We start from the raw sequence: 22,615 nt of genomic DNA on the forward strand, positions 1-22,615 counted from the left end.
GGGGTGGGCGCCCGGCGCGCTGGAAATCCGGACGCCCGGGAGGATTCTTAATCGACCGGGCAGGCGCCTTGCGAGGGCTTGTCGGGCGCCCAGCATGGCGCCTTCGCCTGGTCGATGATCGCCTTCAGCGCCGTCGCCTGTTCGTCGAGCACGCCGTGCACATCCTCGCCGCCGAGCACGATGCGCTCGAAGCTGTCGGTGTAGACCTGGTTGAACTTGCCGCCGAGGCCGCCAAGTCCCATCGGCAGCAGCGCCGGCAACGCATCGGGAGCTCCGGTCATGGTGGCGATCACTGGGCTGAAGGCCTTCACCGAGGCCGGCATGTCGTCGGGCAGCTTGACGTCGACGATGGGGAAGAAGTTTGTCGCCTTCACCGTCGCGATCTGGGTTTCCCGCTTCAGCATATAGGCGACCAGCGCCTTGGCCTTGTCCATGTCAGGCGAGGTCTTCGGGATAGCGACACCGGCCACCACCGACATGTAGCCGCGGCCTGCCGGGCCAGCCGGCGCCGGGAAGGCGACAAACTCGTCGGGTTTTTGGTTGAAGGCGTCGGCGAGGCGCGCCACGTGATCGAATGCCACCCAGACTTCGCCGGTCAGCAGCGGCTCCTGCATGAAGGCATAGTTGGTCGAATTCGGGTTGGTGTATTGCCACAATTCCTTGAACTTATTCCACGCCGTCTCGGCCTCCGCCGAGCGGAACTTCGTCACCATCGAGCCGGTATACGATGGAAGGAGAAAACCCTCGAAGAAACGGTGCTTCAGCCCTTTCGGGCCGGCCGGAAAACCGAATTTGGGCGAACCGGTCTTTTCAGCGATGTTTTTCGCCCACTCGATCAGTTGGTCATAAGTGATGGTGTTGAGATCGGTGCCGGCCGGCAGATATTGCAGCGCCTGTTTGTTGGCCGCCATCAGAAAGGTGGCCTGCATCCATGGCAGGTACTTCTGCTCGCCGGTGCCGAGCATGCCGAGCTTCTTGTAGGTCTCGTTGACCTTGACGCCACCGAGATCGACGCCAGAGAGATCGACAAGGTTCGCGCCGACGGTGGAGAAGTCTCCGTGCAGGCCGCCGAGCACGCCTATGGTGCCGGAGCCGGCCTGCAGTTCGGCCTGAAGGCGGGTGAGCCAGGGCCCGTCCTCGGCGACCTGATAGTCGACCTGGCCGTCAAACCCCTTCAGCACTTCGCTGCGCATCTTCTGTGTCTCTTCCACTGGTCGCGCCTGTGTCGACCAGAACAACACCTGCTGGGCTTGTGCTGCGCCGGCAGCAAGCGACAACGCCAGCACCGCACCTGCCAATGTCCTCAACGCATTCATCGTCGTCTTCCTCCCTGGTTGTGCGCCGCTAAGGCGTCAGTTCCGTCCTGTGGGTGCCGGGCCATGGCTTGCCCGCGAGACAAGTGTCGGCCGGACCAGCCGCGTCAGTGGCGCGTCCGGCCTGTCGCCGATTACGGTCAGCAGCATCTCGCCGATCTCGCGCGCGCACCGGCGGATCGAGGCGTCGAAAGTGGTCAGCCCCGGCGGCGCATAGGCGGAGGCGGCTATGTTGTCGAAGCCGATCACCGAAAGGTCGCGAGGAATGGCAAGTCCGGCGCGCCCCGCCTCTTCCATCACAGTCAGCGCCAGCTCGTCGAACAGCGCGACAATCGCCGTCGGCCGCTCGGTGGCGTGCAGAAGCCGGTTGATTGCCTGGATGCGGGCACCGCGATCGAAACGCGGCGCCGTCGCCACATCGAGCCTGACGGACGGATCGCCCCGGCGGGCGATCGCGGCGGCGAGCCCGTCCTGTCTGAGATGGCGAAATGTCATCGGCTCGGAAATCGTCACCAGGCCGAAATGGCGGTGTCCGAGATCGTAGAGCATGTCGAAGGCCTCGCCGAATGCGTGCGCGCCATCGGTATCGAGCCAATGGTAGGCAAAGTCGCCGTCGAGCAGCCGGCCATGCGCGACGAACGGGAAATTGCGGTGACGCAGATAGGCAAGCCGCTCGTCGACCTCGGCGATGCGGGTGACGACGACCCCATCGGCGCGTCCGGATTCGACGACATGGCGAAGCACGGAAAGTTCCGACTGGCCCTGCGCCGCTGCGGCCAGGATCAGGTCGGAGCCGTGCGAAACCAACCCTTCGCCGAGACCGGTGACGAATTCGCCGAGGAAGGAATCGACCAGATTGGGGCCGCGGATCGGAAGCACCATGCCGACAAAGCCGCTGCGGCCGGAGACCAGCGTGCGGGCTGCGGTGTTCGGCACATAGCCGGCCTGATGCGCAGCCTCGGCGACACGTTGGCGCGTTTTCAAGGCAATTTGCTCGTGACCGGCAAGGGCGCGCGAAACGGTGGTAATCGACAGGCCGAGCTGCGCAGCAAGTTCCTTGAGGGTGGTAACGCGGGCCGGCATCGTTCCTCCCGAACGAAGTTTGAAACGTTTGTAATCACTTCAAGCGAAATTGCAAACGTTTTAAACGACGCGCGGTAGTGTTGTTTCTTGCCCATTGGTTAGCGCGGCCCTATTCGGCCCCGGCCGGCAAACTCCTGGCCGGAGATTTAAACGCAGCGGTTGCTTGACTCGGGCGACGCCTTGTGAAAAATTTTGCAGCAACTGATAAAAATATCAAAGGGCGGAAATGGTTGGTTTTGGCAACGGCCTGCTGCGCGACGATGAGACCGGCATGGCAGCCCGTGCCGCCTGGCTTCACTATGCCGGCGGCCTGACCCAGTCGGAGGTCGCCAAACGGCTTGGCCTGACCAGTCTCAAGGCGCATCGCCTGATCACCAAGGCCAATCAGGAAGGCCTGGTCAAAGTCTACATCGACGGCGAAGTCTCAGAATGCGTGGAGCTTGAGGATGAGTTGTCCGGCCGGTACGGCCTCGACTACTGCGAGGTGGTTCCGGACTTCGATGCCGAAGACCTACCGCTCAAGGCGCTCGGCATTGCTGGCGCGCAGTTTCTCAAGCGCGAGATCGAACGCGGCGAAGAGGCGCTGATCGGCGTCGGCCACGGCCGCACGCTTGCCGCCTGCGTGGAATATCTGCCGCGCATATCGGCCGGCAGGATCCGTTTCGTCTCGCTGCTTGGCGGCCTGACGCGCAAGTTCTCGGCCAATCCGCATGACGTCATCCACCGCGTCGCCGAGCGGACTGGTGCGGAGGCCTATGTGATGCCCGTACCGATGTTCGCCAACACGGTCGAGGATCGAACGGTGTTGCTCGGGCAGAAGGGCGTCAGCGATGTCTTCGACCTCGCCAAGACCGCCGACCTGCTCATTGCCGGCATCGGCACCGCCGAGCGTGAGGCCTCGCTTGTCGCCACCGGCATGATCGAGAAGGGCGAGATGGAGGAGATTCGCCGCAACGGCGGCGTCGGCGAACTGCTCGGCCATTTCTTCGACGATGCCGGAAAGGCCGTTGCGACGACCCTTTCCAACCGGGCGCTGGCACTGGCGCGCGAAGACATCAGCAACCGCAGGATTGTCGCCGTCGCCGGCGGCAAGGTGAAGGTTCGCGCCATCAAGTCAGTGCTGGAGGGCCGCTATCTCAAGGGCCTGATAACCGACGAGCGGACGGCGCGATCGCTCGTGGAACAGACGCCGGTCGGGTAGCCGGCAACCATTTCGTTGAAACTACCCTGTGGAGGAGAAGAGAAATGCATGAGAAAGAGAAAGACCTCATCGACGCATTCCTGCGTGGACAAGTCGACCGCCGTGGGCTGATCAAGGGCCTCGGTGCAATGGGCCTTGCCGCCAGCACCGCCGGCACACTGCTCAATTTCGGGCAGACCCGCGCCCTGGCGGCTGATTTCGACTGGCAGGCGCATAAGGGCAAAACCATCAAGCTGTTGCTCAACAAGCATCCTTACGCCGATGCGATGATCGCCAACCTCGACAATTTCAAGAAGCTGACCGGCATGGAAGTCGTCTATGACGTATTCCCGGAAGACGTCTATTTCGACAAGGTTACCGCCGCGCTGTCGGCCAGCTCGCCCGAATACGATGCCTTCATGACCGGCGCCTACATGACCTGGACCTACGGCCCGGCCGGCTGGATCACCGACCTCAACGAATGGATCAAGGATCCGGCCAAGACCAACCCGAAATATGCCTGGGACGACTTCCTGCCAGGCGTCAAGAACTCCTGCGCCTGGAACGGCCAGCCGGGCGGCGCGCTCGGTTCGGCGGACGCCAAGCAATGGTGCATTCCGTGGGGCTTCGAGCAGAACAACATCACCTACAACAAGGGCATGTTCGACAAGGTCGGCGTCAGCGTTCCCGGCAATATGGATGAGATGGTCGCTACGGCGGCGAAGCTCACCAAGGACGTCGGCGGTGGCGTCTACGGCATCGGCGTGCGCGGCTCGCGCTCCTGGGCAACGATCCACCCGGGCTTCCTGTCGGCCTACGCCAATTTCGACCAGAAGGACCTGAACGTCTCGGCTGACGGCAAGCTGTCGGCTGCTATGAACACCGCCGAATCCAAGGCTTTCCACAAGCAGTGGGTCCAGATGATCCAGGAGAGCGGTCCGAAGGACTGGTCGACCTACACCTGGTATCAGGTCGGCACCGATCTCGGTGCAGGTGCTTCGGCGATGATTTACGACGCCGACATCCTTGGCTACTTCATGAATGGCGGCGACAACAAGATGGCCGGCAAGCTCGCCTTTTCGGCATTCAAGGCCAATCCTGCCGCCAAGGCGCCGACGCCCAATATTTGGATCTGGTCGCTGTCGATGTCCAACTTCTCCAAGGACAAGGACGCCACCTGGTACTTCATGCAATGGGCATCCGGACCCGAGCATGCATTGTTCGGTGCGACCAAGATGGACTTCGTCAATCCGGTTCGTCAGTCGGTCTGGAACGACGAGATGTTCCGCGAGAAGCTGAACAAGAGCTATCCGGGTTATGTCGAGATGTTCGACGTCTCGGCGCCAGGCGCCAGCATCAAGTTCACCCCGCAGCCGCTGTTCTTCGATCTCACCACCGAATGGGCGGCGACGCTGCAGAAGATGGTGGCCAAGGAAGTGCCGGTCGACGAGGGCCTCGACAAGCTGGCCGAGAGCATCAACAGCCAGCTCAAGGAAGCCGGGCTCGGCTAAGCCGCGGCCAAGGCTGACCCGTCCGCGGGCCAGCCTTTGAGATGTGATACGTTTGCGACGCGGTCCCGAAAGGTGCCGCCTGCTCGCCCGACCGGCCGCCTTGCTCCCTTGGGCGGCCGGGACGGCGAAGCAACAGGATGACGGAGCAGCCGATGACTGCGGCGACAATACAAAGAAACAGGCCGTCGGGCTTCAGGATCAGCAAGCGGGTGCTGCCCTATCTCCTCAGCCTGCCGGCTCTGCTGGTCTGCATCGGCATCCTGATCCCGTTCCTGACGTCGGTGGTCTATTCGTTCCAGCGCTACCGGTTGAGCCAACCCTGGGCGCGGCAGTTCAACTGGGGCGACAACTATATCTCCTTCTTCACCGACCCGAAGTTCTGGAACACGCTGGAGATCTCGCTGCTCTACGCCGGCATCACCGTTGTGCTTGAACTGCTTCTCGGTCTCGGCATCGCCATGCTGCTGCAAAAGCGCTCGACGCTGAACAACTTCATCTCGATCATGCTGCTGATGCCGCTGATGACGGCGCCGGCGCTCGCCGCGCTGATGTGGAAGCTGATGACCAATCCCGGTTTCGGCGTGCTCAGCTATCTCGCCAGCCTGATCGGGTTGCAGGATTTCCGCTGGGCCTCGTCTCCGTCGACGGCACTGCTCACCGTCGTTCTTGTCGACATCTGGGTCTACACGCCCTTTATCATGATCCTGCTGCTTGCCGGCCTGCGCAGCCTGCCGACGCAGCCCTTCGAGGCGGCAGCACTCGACGGCGTGCCACGCAGCTTCGTCTTCTTCCGCATCACACTGCCGATGCTGACCCCCTACATCTTGACGGCGACCTTGTTCCGCCTGCTCGATTCGATCCAGCAATTCGACATCATCTACGCTATGACCCAGGGCGGTCCGGGCGACACGCTGACCGTGTTCCAGGTCGAGGCCTATCTCAATTTCTTCCAGTCGACCAATGTCGGCCGCTCGGCGGCACTGATGATCATCCTGTGGGCGATCACCTATTTCCTCTCGAACATTTTCATCAAGAACTGGCTGCGGCTGCGCGAACGCGCCCGCGGCCAGGCATAGGAGGCTGGCGTGGAACACACCTCGCTTCTCGAACGCATCCTGCGCGGCATTGCCCTGGCGCTGGTCGTGATCTTCTTCATGTTCCCGATCGTCTGGATCCTGATGATGTCGTTCCAGACCAACGAGACAATCCTGCGGATTCCGCCGCAGCTTGTCTTCGAGCCGACGCTCGCCAACTACACTGCCTTGATCACCGGCAAGCTGATGACGGCGGCCGGCACGCTCGATATCGCCTTCATGCGCAACCTCTGGAATTCCGTCTTCCTGTCGGTCACCTCGGTTGCCGTCGCGTTGCTGCTCGGCGTTCCGGCGGCCTACGCCTTTGCGCGGCACAAATTCCGCGGCTCGGAGGACATTGCCTTTACGCTGCTGTCGTTCCGGTTTGCGCCGGCGCTGCTGGTGCTCCTGCCGCTCACCCTCTATTTCCAGAAGCTCGGGCTGGCCAACACCTATATCGGGCTGATCTGGGTCTATCAGCTGATCTGCCTGCCGTTGATCCTGTGGATCGTGCGCGGCTATTTCGAGGACATTCCCGCCGACATCGAATACGCCTACCGCATTGCCGGACATTCCTGGTTTGCCACCTTCCGCAAGATCGCGCTGCCGCTCGCCGGCCCAGGCATTGCCGCTGCCGGTCTGCTCGCCTTCATCTTTGCCTGGAACAATTTCGTTTTTGCGCTGGTGCTCGCCTCGGCCGACAAGCAGCCGGTGACGGTCGGCGCGCTCGCCTTCATCACCTCCTCGGGCATCCAGTACGGCCAGATCTCGGCGGCGATCGTGCTGTCGATCACGCCAACGCTGGCGCTCGCGCTCTATGCACAACGCTATCTCGTCGAAGGCCTGTCGCTTGGCGCGGTGAAAGGATAGTCCGATGGCAAGCCTCGAACTGCGAAACATCGTCAAGCGCTATAAAAGCCAGACTGTTCTCGACAATCTGTCGCTGACCGTCGCCGACGGCGAAACGCTGGTCCTGTTCGGGCCGTCCGGCGCCGGCAAGACCGTGCTGCTGCGGCTGGTGGCCGGCGTCATCGACCCCGACGAGGGAAAGATACTCATCGGCGGCGAGGACATGACCGATCTCGACGCCGAGTTCCGCGGCGTCGGCATGGCATTTCAGAACTTCGCGCTGTTCCCGCATATGACGGCGTTCGATAACATTGCGACGCCGCTGCAGGCGAAGCACTCATCGCAAGGCACGATAAAGACCGGCGTCGAGAGCGTCGCCAAGCTGTTGAAAATCGGCCATGTGCTCAGCCACAAGCCACGGGCGCTGTCCAACGGCCAGAAGCAACGCACCGCACTTGCCCGCGCCCTGGTCGGCTCGCCGCCGCTGCTGCTGCTCGATGATCCCTTGCGCAACGTCGATGCCAAATTGCGCTTCGAAATGCGGCTGGAATTGCCAAGACTGCTGGCGGATCGTGGCGCGACCGTCATCTACGTCACCCAGGACTACAAGGAAGCGATGGCGCTCGGCGACCGCATCGCGGTGATGTCGCAGGGCGTCGTCAAACAGCTCGGCACGCCCGAGCAGATCTATCGCGAGCCGGCCAATGTCGAGATCGCCCGGCTGTTCGGCGATCCGACCATCAACCTTCTGGACGTCAAGCCGGCGCGGGACGCCAAGGGCATCTATGTCGGCCTGTCCAACGTCCAGGTCCATCTTGCCGGCGCTCATGAGGCGGCGGTCGGCCGCGACTGCGTGATCGGTTTGCGGCCGGAGGCGCTGGCGTTTGTCGATGAACGCACGCCCGGCGCCATCCCGGTGACGGTCGAGGCCGAGACGCCGCTCAACGAGAAGATCGTCACGCTGGTGCGCACCGTGCGCGGCCGTGAAATCCTGGTTTCGCGTCCTTCCGGGACACCGGGCCAATCCGAGGGCAAGGTCTACATTGCCGTCGACAGTAAAAGCGCCCTTTTGTTCGATCGCACAAGCGGCGAGCGCATCGGCTCGAAAAACGTCGTCAATTTGCGCAGCGGAGAAGCGGCATGAGCCCGACCGCAATCACCATTTCGGGCGTCGACAAGTTCTACGGTCCGATCGACCGCGGCGTACACGCCGTCAAGAACCTGACGATGGAAATCGCCAAGGGCGAGATCGTGGCGCTGCTCGGCTCGTCCGGCTGCGGCAAGACCTCGACATTGCGCATGATCGCAGGCTTCGAAGAGGTCTCGCGCGGCACCATCGCGGTTGCCGGCCGCAAGGTGCACACGTTGCCGCCGGTCAGGCGCAACGTCGCAATGGCCTTCGAGGGCTATTCGCTCTACCCGCCGCTGACCGTGCGCGAGAACATGGCCTTCGCCCTCAAGGCGGCCAGGCTGGCGAAGAGTGCGGTCGATGCAAAGGTTGCCAACATCGCCAAGCTGCTCGAGATCGAGGACATTCTCGAGCGCTATCCGAGCTCGATCTCCGGCGGCCAGCAGCAGCGCGCCAGCCTCGGCCGGGCGCTGATCCGCGAGGCCGACCTGCATCTGCTGGACGAGCCGATGGGCCAGCTCGAGCCGCAGCTTCGCGCCGTGCTGCGCGGCCGCATCAAGCACTTCATCAAGGAGCGCGGCCTGACCGCGATTCTGGTCACCCACGACCAGACCGAGGCCAATGCGCTGGCCGACCGCATCGCCGTTATGGAGGGCGGCGTGCTGCAGCAGTTCGATACGCCTGACAGGCTCAAGGAGCGGCCGGCAAACCTGTTCACCGGCACCTTCGTCGGCGAGCCGCCGATGAATGTCTTCGAGGCCTATGTCGGCACGGCTGCCGGCAAGATCAGTCTCAAGCTGCCCGACGGGCTTTCGCTCGACTACGACAAGGATGCGTTCAGCGGCCCGGTTCGCGACGAATTGCTCAACCGCCAACGCGTCGTCATCGGCGTCAGGCCCTATGCCGTGCGCCGCTCGAAGGATGGCGTCCCGGCCATGGTTTCGGCCAATCAATGGCTTGGCGACCAGACCCATATTGCCGCCGATTTCGCCGGCGGTTCGCTGGTTCTGGTCGAACATGACCGGACGCGCCTGGAGCTCGGCGCACCGATCAAGATCAGCATCGATCCGAAAAACCTGCACGTCTTCGATCAGGCGAGCGGCGACGCCATTTCGCACGGCACGGAGCTTGCTTGATGCAGGATGTGCTGATCGGCATCGACGCCGGCACGTCTGTCATAAAATCCGTCGCCTTTGACACGGCGGGCAGGCAGATCGCGTCCGCCGCGCTGCCCAATAAATACGAGACACTGCCGGGCGGCGGTGCCGAGCAGGACCTGACACGCACCTGGGCCGATACCGCGACGACCTTGCGCGAGCTTGCCGACAAGGTGCCGGATCTCGCCAGCCGGACCATTGCCATCGCCGTGACCGGGCAGGGCGACGGTACCTGGCTGATCGACAAGGATGGCGAGCCGGTTGCCAAGGGCTGGCTGTGGCTCGACGCGCGCGCTGCCGCGGTCGTCGAGGAGATCCGCGCGCGGCCGGAGGACCGGCTGCGCTTCGAAAAGACCGGCAGCGGGCTCGCTGCCTGCCAGCAGGGATCGCAGTTCGTGTTCATGAAGCGCCACATGCCCGCGATGCTTGCCAATGCAGCGACGGCGTTCCACTGCAAGGACTGGCTCTATTTCAAGTTGACCGGCCACCGCGCCACCGACCCGTCCGAGGGCACCTTCACCTTCGGCGACTTCCGCACGCGCGGCTATTGCGATGATGTGCTCGAGGTACTCGGCGTCACCGATCTCCGGCATCTACTGCCGCCCATCGTCGATGGCACCAGGCAAAGCACCTCGCTGTCGGTGGCAGCAGCCGATGCGACCGGCCTGCTCGCCGGCACACCGGTCGTTCTGGCCTATGTCGATGTCGCCTGCACGGCGCTCGGCGCCGGCCTGTTCGATCGCGAACGCAAGCCGGGATGCTCGATCATCGGCTCCACCGGAATGCATATGCGGCTTGCCGAAACGCCGGACGAGGTTCTGCTCAACGAGGCTGCAACCGGCTACACGATGACGATGCCGGCACCCGGCGTCTTTGCGCAGATGCAGTCGAACATGGCGGCAACGCTCAATATCGACTGGGTCCTTGGCCTCGCCTCCGGGATTCTCGCCTCGCAAGGTATTACGCGGACCAATGGCGAGATGATCGCGCTGGTCGACCAGTGGATATCGTCGTCCGAGCCAGGCTCGCTGCTCTACCAGCCCTATGTCTCGGAGGCCGGCGAGCGCGGGCCGTTCGTCGATGCCAATGCCAGGGCCGGCTTCATCGGCATTTCGTCCAGGCACGGCTATGCCGACATGGTCCGCGCGGTGTTCGAGGGGCTGGCTTTCGCGGCACGCGATTGCTACGCCGCCATGGGGCCACTGCCCAAGGAAATCCGCCTGACCGGCGGAGCGGCCAGGAGCCCGGCTCTGCGCAAGATCCTGGGTGCTGCGGTCGGCGCCGACATTCGCACCAGCGAGCGCGAGGAGGCCGGTGCTGCGGGCGCTGCGATGATTGCTGCTGTCTGCGTCGGCCAATACGGATCGATGGACGATTGCGTCAGTGAATGGGTCACGCCTTTGCTCCGTGCGGCTGAGCCCAGCGACCGGGAACTTGCCGGTGCCTATGAGGCGATGGCTCCGTCCTACACATTGGCGCATGAGGCGCTGCGGCCGGTCTGGCGTTCGATGGCCGCGTCCAGGCAAACCGACGTGAATTGAGAAGAGCATGCTCAAGAAAATTGCGATCATCGGCGACCGCTTCATGCTTCCGGAAGTGTTTCGCGAGAAAATCGAGGCGGCCTGCGGCGGCAACCTCGACATCCGCAGCATTGAGACCGCTTGGCCCGACGAGCCGATGCAATTCGGCAATGCCGCGCTTGGTCTGGACAAAGTCAAGGAGTATTTCGGCGATCCCGACGAGGTGGTGGATTTCATCGGCGACGCCGAAATCTTCGTCACCCAGCTTGCGCCGCTCTCCGAAAGCATGATGCAGCGCCTGCCCACGCTCAAGCTGGTTGCGGTCTCGCGCGGCGGACCGATCAACATCGACATGGCCGCCGCCAAGGCCCACGGCATTACCGTTGTCAATGTGCCCGGCCGCAATGCCAGCGCCGTAGCCGAGTTCACCATCGGCGCCATTCTCGCCGAAACGCGGCTGATCCGCGTCGGCCACGAAGCCTTGCGCAAGGGCGAGTGGCGCGGCGATCTCTACCGCGCCGACCGTACCGGCCGCGAGCTCAACGAAATGACCGTCGGCGTCATCGGCTACGGCAATATCGGCACCAGGCTGGTACGGCTGCTGCGCGCCTTCGGCTGCCGCATCCTGGTCTGCGATCCCTATGTGCAATTGAACGCCGAGGACCGCAATGCCGGGGTCGAACTGGTTGCGCTGGACGATCTCCTATCGCGCTCCGATGTGGTCACGCTGCATTCCCGGGTCACCGAGGAGACGCGCGGCCTGATCGGCAAGGACGCCATCGCCCGGATGAAGCCCGGCGTGATCTTCGTCAATACCGCGCGCGGACCGCTGGTCGACTACGATGCGCTCTACGAGGCGCTCGTCTCGGGACACATCGGCAGTGCTATGCTGGAGACGTTCGCCGTCGAGCCAGTGCCTGCCGACTGGCCGCTGTTGCAACTGCCGAACGTGACGCTGACGCCGCATATCGCCGGCGCGTCGGTACGCACCGTGACCTACGCGGCCGAGCAGGCGGCCGAGGAAGTGCGCCGCTTCATCGCCGGTCTGCCTCCGGTCAATCCATGCTGACGACAGGGCATAGAGCGAGATGAGCGGTGAAACCGAAATCGTCGACCTCTTCGTCATCGGCGGCGGCGTCAATGGCGCCGGTATCGCGCGCGATGCGGCAGGCCGGGGGCTGTCGGTCATTCTTTGCGAAAAAGACGATCTCGCCGAGGGCACCAGTTCGCGATCGGGAAAGCTCGTTCATGGCGGTTTGCGCTATCTCGAATATTACGAGTTCCGCTTGGTGCGGGAGGCGCTGATCGAACGCGAGGTGCTGCTCGAATCCGCGCCGCACATCATCTGGCCGATGCGCTTCGTGCTGCCGCACAGCCCCGATGACCGGCCGGCCTGGCTGGTCCGGCTCGGCCTGTTCCTCTACGACCATCTTGGCGGCCGCAAGCGGCTGCCGGCCACGCGTACGCTCGACCTGCGCACCGCGCCCGAAGGCGCGCCGATCAAGGACGCCTTCAAGCGCGGCTTCGAATATTCTGACTGCTGGGTCGATGACGCTCGCCTGGTCGTCATCGACGCGCTCGACGCCGCTGAGCGCGGAGCCAGGATATTCACCCGCACCGCCTGCATAGCCGCCCGTCGCGAAAACGGCCTGTGGTCGATCGAGATGCGCGACGGTCGAACCGGCGTCAGGACCACAGTCCGGGCACGGGCGCTGATCAACGCCGCCGGACCCTGGGTCGACGACGTCATCAACCGCGTCGCCGGCCAGAATTCCAGGCGCAACGTGCGCCTGGTCAAGGGCAGCCACATCGTCGTGCCAAAATTCTGGGAAGGGCGGCAGGCCTATCTCGTTCAGAACAGCGACAAGCGGGTGATCTTCATCAATCCCTATCAGAACGATCTGGCGCTGATCGGCACCACTGACATTCCCTATGACGGGCGGCCGGAGGACGTGACCGCCGATGCGAGCGAGATCGATTACCTGATCAAGGCAGTCAATCGCTACTTCAAGCGCCAGCTCGCACGAAGCGACGTCGTCTACTCGTTTTCCGGCGTCAGGCCGCTCTATGACGACAATGCCGACAATCCGAGCGCGGTGACCCGCGATTACATATTCGAACTCGACGCACCGGCTGGGCAGGCGCCGCTGCTTTCGGTCTTCGGCGGCAAGATCACCACCTTCCGCAAATTGGCCGAGCACGCGCTCGACCGTATCGCCCCGTTCTTTCCGAAAATGGGCAAGCCGTGGACCTCGAAAGGGCACCTGCCGGGCGGCGATATCGCCAATGCCGATTTCGAGCAGTTTCTGGGCGACCTCGGCCATGAATTTCCCTGGATGCCGGCATCGCTGGTCAAGCATTACGGCAGGCTCTACGGCACAAGGACGCGCGATCTGGTCGGCGCGGCCACCTCGCTCGCCGAACTGGGCCGGCGCTTCGGCAAGGATTTTTTCGAGCGCGAAGCCAATTACCTGTTCGAGCATGAATGGGCCGAGACCGCCGCCGATATTCTCGAAAGGCGCACCAAGCACGGCCTGCATCTGTCCGCCGCGGAAAGAACCGCCTTCGAGGACTGGTGCTCGAGCCGGCTGGCAAAGGCCGGCTGATGGCCTTTACGCTTTCGCTCAACACCAATCCGCTGGTCAACCGCTTTGCGGAGCCGGACGACCTGATCGACGCGATCGCCTATCAGATCGGTATCAGGGACGTCCAACTCACCCATGAATTCGTCAATCCCGGCTGGCCGGCGGCGACGATCGCCAAATTCGTCCGCCTGTTCCGCTCCGCGCTCAACCGCACCGGTGTGCGCGTGACCTCCGCGATGACCGGCCCTTACGGCCGGCTCAATCATTTCGGCCATCCCGATGCCGACGTGCGGCGCTACTACGTCGACTGGTTCAAGACCTTTTCAGAAGTTTCGGCCGAGCTCGGCGCCGCGGGCATGGGCACGCAATTCGCGATCTTCACCCACCGGGATTACGACAATCCTGAACGTCGCGCGCGGCTTTTCGACATCGCGCTGGAATGCTGGCGCGAGGTCGCCGAGCATGCCAAAGCAGCCGGCTTGACCTACCTGTTCTGGGAGCCGATGTCGGTCGGCCGCGAATTCGGCCATACGATCGAAAGCTGCCGGGCACTGCAGCGCGAGATCGAAGCGGCCGGCATGGCCGTCCCGCTCAAGATGATGGTCGACATCGACCATGGCGACGTGACCTCGAGCAATCCGGCGGACACCGACCCTTATGCCTGGGCCGAAGCCTTTCCCAGGCAATCGCCGATCATCCACGTCAAGCAGTCGTCGATGAACAAGGGCGGCCATTGGCCGTTCACTGCGACCTACAACAACGACGGCCGTATCACGCCGGAAAAGCTCCTTCAGACAGTGCGTCGCGGCGGCGGCGTCGACAACGAGATCTGCCTGGAATTGTCGTTCCGCGAGCGCGAGCCCGTCGACCACGAGGTCATCGCCATGATCCGCGAGTCGGTCGACTACTGGGCACCATTTATCGAGACCGGCAGGGCCGATCTCTTGCCGCGAGCATGATCGGATGAGCAGGAGCTGAGGCAGCTCCTGCTCAGAACCGGAATACGTCAGCCAAATTTCGGATCGAGGCTTCCGGACTTGTACCGCTTGGCCATTTCCGACAGCGGCAGCGGCTTGATCTTCGGTGCGTTGCCGGCGGTGCCGAACTGCTCGAAGCGCTCCTTGCACAGCTTCCGCATCGCGGCCATTGCCGGCGTCAGATATTTGCGCGGATCGAATTCGCTCGGGTTCTCGGTCAGCACCTTGCGGATTGCGCCGGTCAGCGCCATGCGGTTGTCGGTATCGATATTGATCTTGCGCACCCCGTGCTTGATGCCGCGCTGGATCTCTTCGACCGGCACGCCCCATGTCGGCTTCATCTGGCCGCCATATTTGTTGATGATCTCCTGCAACTCCTCTGGCACCGAGGACGAGCCGTGCATGACGAGATGCATGCTCGGCAGACGGCGGTGGATTTCCTCGATGACGTTCATGGCCAGCACAGCGCCGTCCGGCTTGCGGCTGAACTTGTAGGCGCCGTGGCTGGTGCCCATGGCGACGGCCAGCGCATCGACACGGGTGTCGCGCACGAATTGTTCGGCCTGCACCGGGTCGGTCAGCAGCTGGTCGTGGCTGATGACGCCCTCGACGCCATGGCCGTCTTCCTGCTCGCCGCCGCCCATCTCAAGCGATCCAAGGACGCCGATCTCGCCTTCCACCGAGACGCCGCCCCAATGCGCCATGTCGACGACGCGGCGGGTGATGCCGGAATTATAGGCGTAGTCGGCCGGCGTCTTGCCGTCTTCCCTCAGCGATCCGTCCATCATCACGGAGGTGAAGCCGTGCTGGATCGCGGTGACGCAGGTCGCTTCGTTGTTGCCATGGTCGAGATGCATGCAGACCGGGATATCGGGATGGATTTCGACCAGCGCGTCGATCAGCTTGGCCAGCACCACATCGTTGGCGTAGGCTCGCGCGCCGCGGCTCGCCTGCAGGATAACCGGCGATTTGGTCTCCTCGGCTGCCTCCATGATGGCGAGGCCCTGTTCCATATTGTTCATGTTGAAGGCAGGCACGCCGTAGCCGTATTCGGCGGCATGATCGAGCAATTGTCTCAGTGTGATGCGAGCCACTCAGTAGTCTCCCGTATCCGGTTTCGAGCCAGTGTTTGCGGGCCGTTCGGTTGTCGTCGAGCCCCTGATGCTTCTGGCCGGATTTCCGCGGCACCGCAACCGCTGGGCGCTCGGCCGGCAGCAATTCTTGTTACAGGACGCGAGCAGAAGCGTCATGATATCCCATGGAGATATAACATTATCACAAAAAATTTGGTGGCTTGTGCGACGTTTGCTGTTATATCTCGGAACCGGATTGCACGAGGAAGCCGCGGAAATGAAGAGCGACGGCCGTCGGCAAGGCATCATGGATTTTCTGATGGACATCGGCACCGCCAGTGTCGACGATCTTGCCTCACGCTTCGGCGTGTCAAAGATGACTGTCCACCGCGACCTCGACGAGCTCGAGGAAAGCGGCTTCCTGCGCAAGGTGCGCGGCGGCGCCTCGATCCAGCCGAGCAGCCTTTTCGAGAGCGATTTCCGCTACCGCCAGCGGCTGGCCGGCGACGAAAAGAAGCGCATCGCCGCCGCTGCCGTGACGATGATCGAACCGGGTCAGACGGTGATCATCGACGACGGCTCAACCGCGGGCGGCGTTGCTCGGCATCTTGCCGATCTGCGTCCGCTGACGGTGATCTCGAACAATCTGGCTGTCATCCAGGATTTGGCGGGCGTTGCCGGCATCAACCTGATTGCGCTCGGCGGCCAATACAACAAGAAGTTTCACGGCTTCTTCGGCCTGCTCGCCGAGGACACGCTGAAATCATTGCGCGCCGATGTCGCGTTCCTGTCGTCATCGGCCATCCATGGTGCCTCTGCCTTTCACCAGGATCAGGAAGTGGTCCAGACCAAACGGCTGATGATGGCCGCAGCAGCGCGCAAATATCTGCTGGTCGATCATGGGAAATTCGGCCGCACTGCCTTGCACTTCCTGACAGATCTCAAGGCCTTTGACACGGTCTTCACCGGCCGCGAGCCGCAGCCGCAGATGCGCGCCGCGCTGGATGGTGCCGGCGTTTCGCTGACAGTGATCGCAGAATAGGAGGGCACGCATGGTTTATTGGGTCGGCACCAGCTGGAAAATGAACAAGACGCTCGCCGAGGCGATGGCTTTCGCCGAGGCGCTGGCGGAGTTCGTCCCCGGTTTCGACGAGCGCATCCAGCCTTTCGTCATCCCGCCCTTCACGGCGATCCGCGAGGTCAAGAAAGCGCTGTCGCCGACGCGCATCAAGGTCGGCGCGCAGAACATGCATTGGACCGACGCCGGCGCCTGGACCGGCGAGATCTCGCCGGTCATGCTGAAAGACTGCGGGCTCGACATGGTCGAGCTCGGCCACAGCGAACGGCGCGAGCATTTCGGCGAGACCGACAAGGCTGTCGGGCTGAAGACTGCGGCGGCGGTGAAGCACGGTCTCGTGCCACTCATCTGCGTCGGCGAGACCTTGGCTCAACGCGACAGCGGGCAGGCCGCTGCGGTGCTGGCCTTGCAGGTGCACGGCGCGCTGCAGTTTCTCGAAGGCGCGGCGAAGGCGGCGACGATCCTGTTTGCCTATGAGCCCGTCTGGGCGATCGGCGACAAGGGCGTGCCGGCCAGTTCGGACTATGCCGACAGGCAGCAGGCGCTAATCAAGAAAATCGCACGCGACCTGCTGCCGATGGTGCCGCCGGTGCTTTATGGCGGCAGCGTCAATCCGCAAAATGCCGCCGAACTGGTCGGCCAGCCCAACATCGACGGCTTGTTCATCGGCCGCTCGGCCTGGCAGGCGGACGGCTATGTCGACATCCTCAAGCGCGCCTCGGCGGCGATCTGAATCATCAAACAGGAAGGAAACGGAACATGAAAATTGCCATTGGAGCTGATAGCGCCGGCAAGCCGCTGCTCGACGTCATTGCCGCTCACCTCGCTACCAAGCCCGGCCTCACGGTTAGCGACCTCAGCCAGTCGGGCTACTATGCCGACCTGTCACAGAAGCTCGCGCAGACCATCCTGGACGGCGAAAACGATCGCGGCATCCTGTTTTGCGGCACCGGCATCGGCGTATCCATATCCGCCAACAAGGTGCCCGGCATTCGCGCCGCACTCACCCACGACACCTATTCGGCAGAGCGCGCCGCGAAATCCAACAACGCCCAGATCATCACCATGGGCGCGCGCGTCATCGGCCCGGAACTGGCCAAGTCGATCGTCGACGCCTGGCTCGCATCGGAATTCGATGAGAAGGGACCATCGGCCGGCAATGTCCAGGCCATCGAAAGGCTCGACGCGGCGAAGCGGGGCTAAGCCAGACTGTTCCGCATCGCCCTGATGATCGTCACGGCCGACGCGGCGCCGGGGTCCATATGCCCGAGCGAGCGCTCGCCGAGCCGCGATGAGCGGCCCTTGGCGGCGATCATGCCCTTGGTCGTCTCGGCGCCTTGTTCGGCTGCGGCGAGTGCGGCTTCCAGGCTCTCGCACAGGCTCTTGCCGGCTTGCTGCGCGGCACCCGCTGCTTGCGCCGCCGGCAGCCAGGCGTCGACCATGGTCTTTTCGCCGAGCTCGGCCTTGCCGCGATCCTGGATGCCTTGCGCCATCGCCCGGAGCATGGCGATGATGTCAGCGTCCTCCAGAATTGCCTTGCCTTTGACGGCGGCGGCACCGCGCATGAAGGCGGTCGCATAGAGCGGGCCTGACGAGGCGCCGACCGCGTTGAGGAAGGATTTCGCCGCAGTGTTGAGCAGCGCCGTCGGCTCGGTCGCCGCGAGGTCGAGTTGCGCTAGTGCATCGCGCGCAGCAGTGAAGCCTAGTGCCATGGCGATGCCATGGTCGGCGTCGCCGATGACGCCGTCGAGTTGGCAGAGCCGGTCCTTGTCGGCATCGATCGCCGCCGCGATCTCATCGAACATTCTTTTCAAGCCGACTGAATCGATCGAGGTCATGATGCTTTCTCAGCCGGCGCGGAACATGGCGCAGTCGCAAGGATGGTCGAGCATCGCCTGCAACTCGCCGTCGAGATGCATCAGCGTCACCGAGGCGCCGGCCATTTCGAGAGAGGTGCAGTAATTGCCGACCCAGGTCGCGTGGACGGAAACGCCGATGTCGTCGAGCCTCTGCTTGACCCGCCGATTCATGATGTAGAGTTCCATCAGCGGCGTCGAGCCGAGCGAATCGACCAGCACCGCGACCTTGTCGCCGCGCGCCGGCGCCATCTCGTCGAGGATATTGTCCAGCATCTCGTCGGTGATCTCGTCGGCGGTTTTCAATTTTCCGCGCGCGATGCCTGGCTCGCCATGGATGCCCATGCCGATCTCCATCTCGTCCGGTCCGATCTCGAAATTGGGCCGGCGGGTCTGCGGCAACGAGCAGGGCGACAGCGCCACGCCCATGGTGAAGGTGTGATCGTTGGCCTTCCTGGCGATGCGCTCGCACTCGTCGAAAGAGAGCATTCGGTCGCAGGCGGCACCGGCGGCCTTGAAGATGAAGAAATTGCCGGCGACGCCGCGTCGCTTCTGCCTCTGGTCGCGTGGCGCCGAGGCGACATCGTCGGTGGTCAGCACGGTACGCACCTCGATGTCGTCCATTGCCGCCATTTCGGCGGCCATGTCGAAATTCATCACGTCGCCGGCATAATTGCCGTACATGAACAGCACGCCGGCGCCGCCGCTGGCCGCCTTGGCGCATTCGAGGATCGGGTCCGGCGGCGGCGAGGCGAAGACATTGCCGATCGCGGCCGCGTCGACCAGCCCCTTGCCGACGAAGCCGAGGAATGTCGGCTCGTGGCCGGAGCCACCGCCGATGACGAGGCCGACCTTGCCCTGGCGAGGCCCGTCGCGGGCGATGATCGAGCGCGGACTTCCCTCCGCGCTTTTGAGATGGCGCGGATGCGCAGCCAGGATGCCCTCCAGCATCTCGTCGACGGAGCGATTGCCGTCATTGATGATCTTCTTGGTCTGCACCGGCATCCTCCTGCTTCGTGAGATACTACAGCGCCTTACCGGGATTTCCACCCGGCGGTGGAGGTTTCACGCCGCGATGTGTTCGCGTGCTGCCAGCAGTTGCATGCAGGCACTGGCCGCCTCTTTGCCCTTGACCTTGAAATGCTCGAAGAAGAAGCGGTGATGGTCCGCGCTGTCATGGTAGTTGTGCGGCGTCAGCACCGCCGAAAGCACCGGCACGCCAGTCGACAATTGCACATTCATCATGCCGTCGATGACCGCGCTTGCAACAAACTCGTGCCGGTAGATGCCGCCATTGACGACGAACGCGGCGCCGAGGATAGCGGCATAGCGGCCGGTCACGGCAAGCGTCTTTGCATGCAGGGGAATCTCATAAGCGCCAGGCACATCGAAGACATCGACGGCAAAGCGTTTCTCTCCGAGAACCGCCAGTTCCGCCTCGAATGCTTCAACGCATTGGTCGACGATATCGGCATGCCAACGCGCGCGAATGACGGCAACGCGGATCGTTTCATAGTCGTTGTGGGAATGCTGATTCATGGGTCCATCCTTCCGTTTCGAACCAGAATCAGGACGCACGATACGGAGTCCGAACCGCGAAAGCGGACCGTCTTCCATTTCGTTCTCTTCCATCCGGACTGTGACCGTCGGCTCCGGAATCACACCGGATCTGCTGACCCCTCCGGCTAACCGGAAAGCGCTCGCGGGCTTGGGCCGAGACCCTTACCGCCGGTGGGGACTTTCACCCCGCCCTGAGAACATTGACGGCGTTTGTATGGAAGGGCCGGAAAGCGCTGTCAACCACCGGCGTCGTCGTCGATGGCGCAGAAATAGCGATTCGTTTCGACCTGGTCACCGTTGAGGGCGAGGGAGGAGAGCGTCAAATGGCGATCACCGGTAAGGCAGGCAGCACCTTGTCCAAGGTGATGGGAAATTCACGCACTCGCACGCCGGCCGCGTTGTAAACGGCGTTGGCGACAGCAGCCCCCGCACCGCACACGCCGAGCTCGCCGAGACCCTTTGCGCCAAGCGGGTTGGCCTTGTCGTCGTCTTCCTCGAGGAAGGCGACCTCCATATCGGGGACATCGCCATTGACCGGCACATGATACTCGGCAAGATCGTGATTGACGAAGTGGCCGTAGCGCGGGTCGAGCACCGTCTGCTCCATCAGCGCTGCACCGATCCCCCAGGTCATGCCGCCGATGATTTGCGAGCGCGCGGTCTTGGCGTTGAGGATACGGCCCGCGCCGATCACAGCCAGCATCCGGCGCATCCGGATTTCACCGGTATCGCAATCGACAGCGACCTCTGCGAAATGCGCGCCATAGGAATGCTGCGAATAGGTCTTGTATGACTGGGTGGTGGCGCCCGCGGCTACGGAGCCTTCGGCTTCGAGCCTGTCGGGAGAGATCCCTCGGATAAGATCGGCCAGGCTCGCCGATCGCTGGCCGACCCTGACCTCGCCGTCGGCAAAGCTTGCCTCGGTGGCGTTCGCGCCGCGCAACGGCGAGGCTTCGTTCGACTGCGCCGCCTCCAGGATCCGTTCCTTGAGGACGTTGCACGCATTATACAAGGCCGAACCCGCACTTGCTGCGCCCCAGGACCCGCCGGAGCCGGCGGTACGCGGGAAGCGGCTGTCGCCGAGCTCCACCTTGACGGACGAGATCGGCAGGCCGAGGCTCTCGGCGGCAATCTGGGTCAGGATCGTATAGGTGCCGGTCCCAATATCGGTCATGTCGAGCCGCGCCGTCACCCGACAGTCCCGGTCGATCGCAACCCGCGCCGTCGCCGCGCCGATATAGTTCGGACGGATCGCCGCCGCCATGCCGTGGCCGATAAGCTTGCGGCCCTCCCGAGTTCGGCCCGGTGTCGGGTTTCTCCGCTCCCAGCCGAAACGGCGGGCGCCTTCCTCCATGCAGGCGACGAGATTGCGGGTGGAGAACGGCACGCCGCGCTCGGGATCCTGTGCCGGTTCGTTGCGGATCCTGAGTTCGATCGGGTCCAGACCGGCGCGCTCGGCGAGCTCATCCATGGCGCATTCGAAAGCCAGCATGCCGGGCGCTCCGCCGGGCGAGCGCATCCATTCGCCGCGGTTGATGTCCAGCGGAACCAGGCGATGGCGGGTGAGACGGTTCGGCGCGGCGTAGAGCGAGCGCGCAAAAACTGCCGTTTGTTCGCAGTACTCCTCGAAGCTGGACGTTGCGGACCAGACATCGTGCGCGATCCCGGTGAGCCGCCCGTCAGTGTCCGCGCCGAGACGTACCTGTTGGACCATCTCTGCGCGATGACCGGCATTGGCGAACATCTGTTGTCGCGTCAGCGCGATCTTCACGGGGCGCTGCAGCACCTGCGCTGCAAGTGCGGCCAGGATCGTGTCGGCATGGGCAATCAGCTTGGAACCGAAGCCTCCGCCGATGAAGGGGCTGACGATGCGCACTCGCTCGAGCGGGATGCGAAGCGTGCTGGCGACCCCGGCCCGGAAGTTCGCGAGGGTCTGCGCCGATGTACGGATCGTCAGCTCGTTGCCTGACCAGGCAGCAAGCGTCGCATGCGGCTCCATCGGATTGTGATGTTCGAAGGGGGTCCCGTAGGTGGAATCGATCTTGATCGGCGCCGTCGCAAAGGCGCGCTCGAAGTCGCCGACCACGCTGTCGGTCTCGAAGCCGGCATTGGTCCGCTTTGGCGCGTAGGCGTCGGCGATATGTCCCGGTAGATCGTAGAGGCCCGGCTCCTCGTCATAGCGTACTCTGATGAGGCCCGCAGCAGCGCGTGCCGCCTCGAACGTCTCCGCAACGACCAGCGCGACCGGCTCGTCGTAATACCGCACTCGATCGCTGTTGAGCGCGGGCCGGGGGCGCGTGAAGACCTCCGGCACCGTTGGCGTGACCGTTGGGCCGAAATCCGGCTGGGCCGGCGCATTGCGGTGCGTGATGACGAGCAGCACTGCCGGCGCCCGTTCGGCTTCGGTCGTGTCGATCTCGGCGATGCGGCCCTTGGCGACGGAGGCGCCGAGAATGTAGCCATAGGCTGTACCATCCAGCTCATTCTCGTAAGCGTATGTGGCGCCGCCCGTCACTTTGAGCGGACCGTCGATGCGGTCGATCGGCCTCCCGATGATGCCAGCATCGGGACGAGGTTTCATCCTTGAATGGGTGGCGGAGCCGGGCAGTCCGGGTATGGTCTCGTTCATAAGTCACCTAAAGATTTTTCATCTGGAGTTCGGAAGCATCGA

At 63.4% G+C, this 22,615-nt stretch carries 20 protein-coding genes and 1 riboswitch; of the genes, 13 read left to right on the plus strand and 7 right to left on the minus strand.

All coding sequences use genetic code 11. The features are described 5' to 3' along the window. Nucleotides 1-47: 47 nt before the first annotated feature. Both NKI59_RS13125 and NKI59_RS13130 read right to left on the minus strand, forming a co-directional pair. Nucleotides 48-1,316, minus strand: coding sequence for an ABC transporter substrate-binding protein (locus NKI59_RS13125; RefSeq protein ID WP_352704647.1), 1,269 nt, complete (start codon nt 1,314-1,316; stop codon nt 48-50). Nucleotides 1,317-1,352: 36 nt separating this feature from the next. Next, complete coding sequence (locus tag NKI59_RS13130) at nt 1,353-2,396, minus strand: LacI family DNA-binding transcriptional regulator (RefSeq protein ID WP_352569335.1); 1,044 nt, start codon at nt 2,394-2,396, stop codon at nt 1,353-1,355. A gap of 226 nt (nt 2,397-2,622) precedes the next feature. Here NKI59_RS13130 and NKI59_RS13135 point away from each other — a divergent pair, with 226 nt between their 5' ends. From NKI59_RS13135 to NKI59_RS13180, 10 genes are all read left to right on the plus strand, one after another. After that, nucleotides 2,623-3,597, plus strand: a complete 975-nt coding sequence (locus NKI59_RS13135) for a sugar-binding transcriptional regulator (RefSeq protein ID WP_352455242.1) — start codon at nt 2,623-2,625, stop codon at nt 3,595-3,597. Between the two features lie 44 nt (nt 3,598-3,641). After that, nucleotides 3,642-5,087, plus strand: coding sequence for an ABC transporter substrate-binding protein (locus NKI59_RS13140; protein ID WP_023676027.1), 1,446 nt, complete (start codon nt 3,642-3,644; stop codon nt 5,085-5,087). Nucleotides 5,088-5,239: 152 nt separating this feature from the next. Next, nucleotides 5,240-6,163, plus strand: a complete 924-nt coding sequence (locus tag NKI59_RS13145) for a carbohydrate ABC transporter permease (protein ID WP_352452414.1) — start codon at nt 5,240-5,242, stop codon at nt 6,161-6,163. 9 nt (nt 6,164-6,172) lie between these two features. Beyond that, nucleotides 6,173-7,030 (plus strand): carbohydrate ABC transporter permease, encoded by an 858-nt coding sequence (locus NKI59_RS13150; protein ID WP_023676025.1) that lies wholly within the window; start codon nt 6,173-6,175, stop codon nt 7,028-7,030. A gap of 4 nt (nt 7,031-7,034) precedes the next feature. Further along, on the plus strand, nt 7,035-8,153 hold the full coding sequence (locus NKI59_RS13155) for an ABC transporter ATP-binding protein (RefSeq protein ID WP_023676024.1): 1,119 nt from the start codon (nt 7,035-7,037) through the stop codon (nt 8,151-8,153). Continuing rightward, complete coding sequence (locus tag NKI59_RS13160; protein WP_352455240.1) at nt 8,150-9,274, plus strand: ABC transporter ATP-binding protein; 1,125 nt, start codon at nt 8,150-8,152, stop codon at nt 9,272-9,274. Before NKI59_RS13155 ends, NKI59_RS13160 begins: the two co-directional genes overlap by 4 nt. After that, entirely contained in the window at nt 9,274-10,836 is a 1,563-nt protein-coding gene (locus NKI59_RS13165; protein WP_352704649.1) for an FGGY-family carbohydrate kinase, read from the plus strand. The genes NKI59_RS13160 and NKI59_RS13165 overlap by 1 nt, the downstream gene beginning before the upstream one ends. Nucleotides 10,837-10,843: 7 nt before the next feature. Then, nucleotides 10,844-11,884 carry a 2-hydroxyacid dehydrogenase gene (locus tag NKI59_RS13170; RefSeq protein WP_352704651.1) on the plus strand — a complete coding sequence of 347 codons (1,041 nt, stop codon included), beginning with the start codon at nt 10,844-10,846 and terminating at the stop codon, nt 11,882-11,884. Nucleotides 11,885-11,903: 19 nt separating this feature from the next. Then, the gene (locus tag NKI59_RS13175) at nt 11,904-13,421 is read left to right on the plus strand and encodes a glycerol-3-phosphate dehydrogenase (RefSeq protein ID WP_023676020.1); all 1,518 of its coding nucleotides are present in this window, start codon (nt 11,904-11,906) and stop codon (nt 13,419-13,421) included. Continuing rightward, on the plus strand, nt 13,421-14,359 hold the full coding sequence (locus NKI59_RS13180; RefSeq protein ID WP_023676019.1) for a sugar phosphate isomerase/epimerase family protein: 939 nt from the start codon (nt 13,421-13,423) through the stop codon (nt 14,357-14,359). The genes NKI59_RS13175 and NKI59_RS13180 overlap by 1 nt, the downstream gene beginning before the upstream one ends. A 47-nt stretch (nt 14,360-14,406) precedes the next feature. Here the strand turns inward: NKI59_RS13180 and fba are convergent, their stop codons facing one another. Continuing rightward, nucleotides 14,407-15,471 carry a class II fructose-bisphosphate aldolase gene (fba, locus tag NKI59_RS13185; RefSeq protein WP_023676018.1) on the minus strand — a complete coding sequence of 355 codons (1,065 nt, stop codon included), beginning with the start codon at nt 15,469-15,471 and terminating at the stop codon, nt 14,407-14,409. Between the two features lie 256 nt (nt 15,472-15,727). Between fba and NKI59_RS13190 the strand changes: the two genes are divergently transcribed. Genes NKI59_RS13190 through derI form a run of 3 tightly spaced genes read left to right on the plus strand, consistent with a single transcriptional unit; the run spans nt 15,728 to nt 17,731 of the window. Next, the gene (locus tag NKI59_RS13190; protein WP_023676017.1) at nt 15,728-16,492 is read left to right on the plus strand and encodes a DeoR/GlpR family DNA-binding transcription regulator; all 765 of its coding nucleotides are present in this window, start codon (nt 15,728-15,730) and stop codon (nt 16,490-16,492) included. A gap of 10 nt (nt 16,493-16,502) precedes the next feature. Next, nucleotides 16,503-17,261 (plus strand): triose-phosphate isomerase, encoded by a 759-nt coding sequence (locus NKI59_RS13195; protein WP_023676016.1) that lies wholly within the window; start codon nt 16,503-16,505, stop codon nt 17,259-17,261. A 26-nt stretch (nt 17,262-17,287) separates the two neighbouring features. Next, on the plus strand, nt 17,288-17,731 hold the full coding sequence (derI, locus tag NKI59_RS13200; RefSeq protein WP_352704653.1) for a D-erythrulose-4-phosphate isomerase: 444 nt from the start codon (nt 17,288-17,290) through the stop codon (nt 17,729-17,731). Here the strand turns inward: derI and dhaL are convergent. The 4 genes from dhaL to NKI59_RS13220 all read right to left on the minus strand — a co-directional run bounded on the left by dhaL (nt 17,728) and on the right by NKI59_RS13220 (nt 22,525). After that, the gene (dhaL, locus tag NKI59_RS13205; protein ID WP_352704655.1) at nt 17,728-18,366 is read right to left on the minus strand and encodes a dihydroxyacetone kinase subunit DhaL; all 639 of its coding nucleotides are present in this window, start codon (nt 18,364-18,366) and stop codon (nt 17,728-17,730) included. The genes derI and dhaL overlap by 4 nt on opposite strands. Nucleotides 18,367-18,375: 9 nt before the next feature. After that, the gene (locus NKI59_RS13210) at nt 18,376-19,383 is read right to left on the minus strand and encodes a dihydroxyacetone kinase subunit DhaK (protein ID WP_352704657.1); all 1,008 of its coding nucleotides are present in this window, start codon (nt 19,381-19,383) and stop codon (nt 18,376-18,378) included. A 66-nt stretch (nt 19,384-19,449) separates the two neighbouring features. Next, nucleotides 19,450-19,923 (minus strand): 6,7-dimethyl-8-ribityllumazine synthase, encoded by a 474-nt coding sequence (locus NKI59_RS13215; RefSeq protein ID WP_352621099.1) that lies wholly within the window; start codon nt 19,921-19,923, stop codon nt 19,450-19,452. A 77-nt stretch (nt 19,924-20,000) separates the two neighbouring features. Beyond that, nucleotides 20,001-20,147: riboswitch (FMN riboswitch) on the minus strand. A gap of 116 nt (nt 20,148-20,263) precedes the next feature. Then, entirely contained in the window at nt 20,264-22,525 is a 2,262-nt protein-coding gene (locus NKI59_RS13220; protein ID WP_352704725.1) for a xanthine dehydrogenase family protein molybdopterin-binding subunit, read from the minus strand. Nucleotides 22,526-22,615 lie beyond the last annotated feature (90 nt).

Source organism: Mesorhizobium sp. M0598 (genome assembly GCF_040320865.1).
Taxonomy (GTDB): domain Bacteria; phylum Pseudomonadota; class Alphaproteobacteria; order Rhizobiales; family Rhizobiaceae; genus Mesorhizobium.

Excerpts from the sequence above, each read along its gene's own strand:
- dhaL (WP_352704655.1), bottom strand. The coding sequence starts at position 18,366 with ATGACCTCGATCGATTCAGTCGGCTTGAAAAGAATGTTCGATGAGATC.
- NKI59_RS13175 (WP_023676020.1), top strand. The coding sequence starts at position 11,904 with ATGAGCGGTGAAACCGAAATCGTCGACCTCTTCGTCATCGGCGGCGGC.
- NKI59_RS13215 (WP_352621099.1), bottom strand. The coding sequence starts at position 19,923 with ATGAATCAGCATTCCCACAACGACTATGAAACGATCCGCGTTGCCGTC.
- NKI59_RS13170 (WP_352704651.1), top strand. The coding sequence starts at position 10,844 with ATGCTCAAGAAAATTGCGATCATCGGCGACCGCTTCATGCTTCCGGAA.
- NKI59_RS13190 (WP_023676017.1), top strand. The coding sequence starts at position 15,728 with ATGAAGAGCGACGGCCGTCGGCAAGGCATCATGGATTTTCTGATGGAC.
- NKI59_RS13195 (WP_023676016.1), top strand. The coding sequence starts at position 16,503 with ATGGTTTATTGGGTCGGCACCAGCTGGAAAATGAACAAGACGCTCGCC.
- NKI59_RS13140 (WP_023676027.1), top strand. The coding sequence starts at position 3,642 with ATGCATGAGAAAGAGAAAGACCTCATCGACGCATTCCTGCGTGGACAA.
- NKI59_RS13155 (WP_023676024.1), top strand. The coding sequence starts at position 7,035 with ATGGCAAGCCTCGAACTGCGAAACATCGTCAAGCGCTATAAAAGCCAG.
- NKI59_RS13165 (WP_352704649.1), top strand. The coding sequence starts at position 9,274 with ATGCAGGATGTGCTGATCGGCATCGACGCCGGCACGTCTGTCATAAAA.
- NKI59_RS13130 (WP_352569335.1), bottom strand. The coding sequence starts at position 2,396 with ATGCCGGCCCGCGTTACCACCCTCAAGGAACTTGCTGCGCAGCTCGGC.
- NKI59_RS13125 (WP_352704647.1), bottom strand. The coding sequence starts at position 1,316 with ATGAATGCGTTGAGGACATTGGCAGGTGCGGTGCTGGCGTTGTCGCTT.
- NKI59_RS13135 (WP_352455242.1), top strand. The coding sequence starts at position 2,623 with ATGGTTGGTTTTGGCAACGGCCTGCTGCGCGACGATGAGACCGGCATG.
- NKI59_RS13180 (WP_023676019.1), top strand. The coding sequence starts at position 13,421 with ATGGCCTTTACGCTTTCGCTCAACACCAATCCGCTGGTCAACCGCTTT.
- derI (WP_352704653.1), top strand. The coding sequence starts at position 17,288 with ATGAAAATTGCCATTGGAGCTGATAGCGCCGGCAAGCCGCTGCTCGAC.
- NKI59_RS13160 (WP_352455240.1), top strand. The coding sequence starts at position 8,150 with ATGAGCCCGACCGCAATCACCATTTCGGGCGTCGACAAGTTCTACGGT.
- NKI59_RS13220 (WP_352704725.1), bottom strand. The coding sequence starts at position 22,525 with ATGAAACCTCGTCCCGATGCTGGCATCATCGGGAGGCCGATCGACCGC.
- NKI59_RS13145 (WP_352452414.1), top strand. The coding sequence starts at position 5,240 with ATGACTGCGGCGACAATACAAAGAAACAGGCCGTCGGGCTTCAGGATC.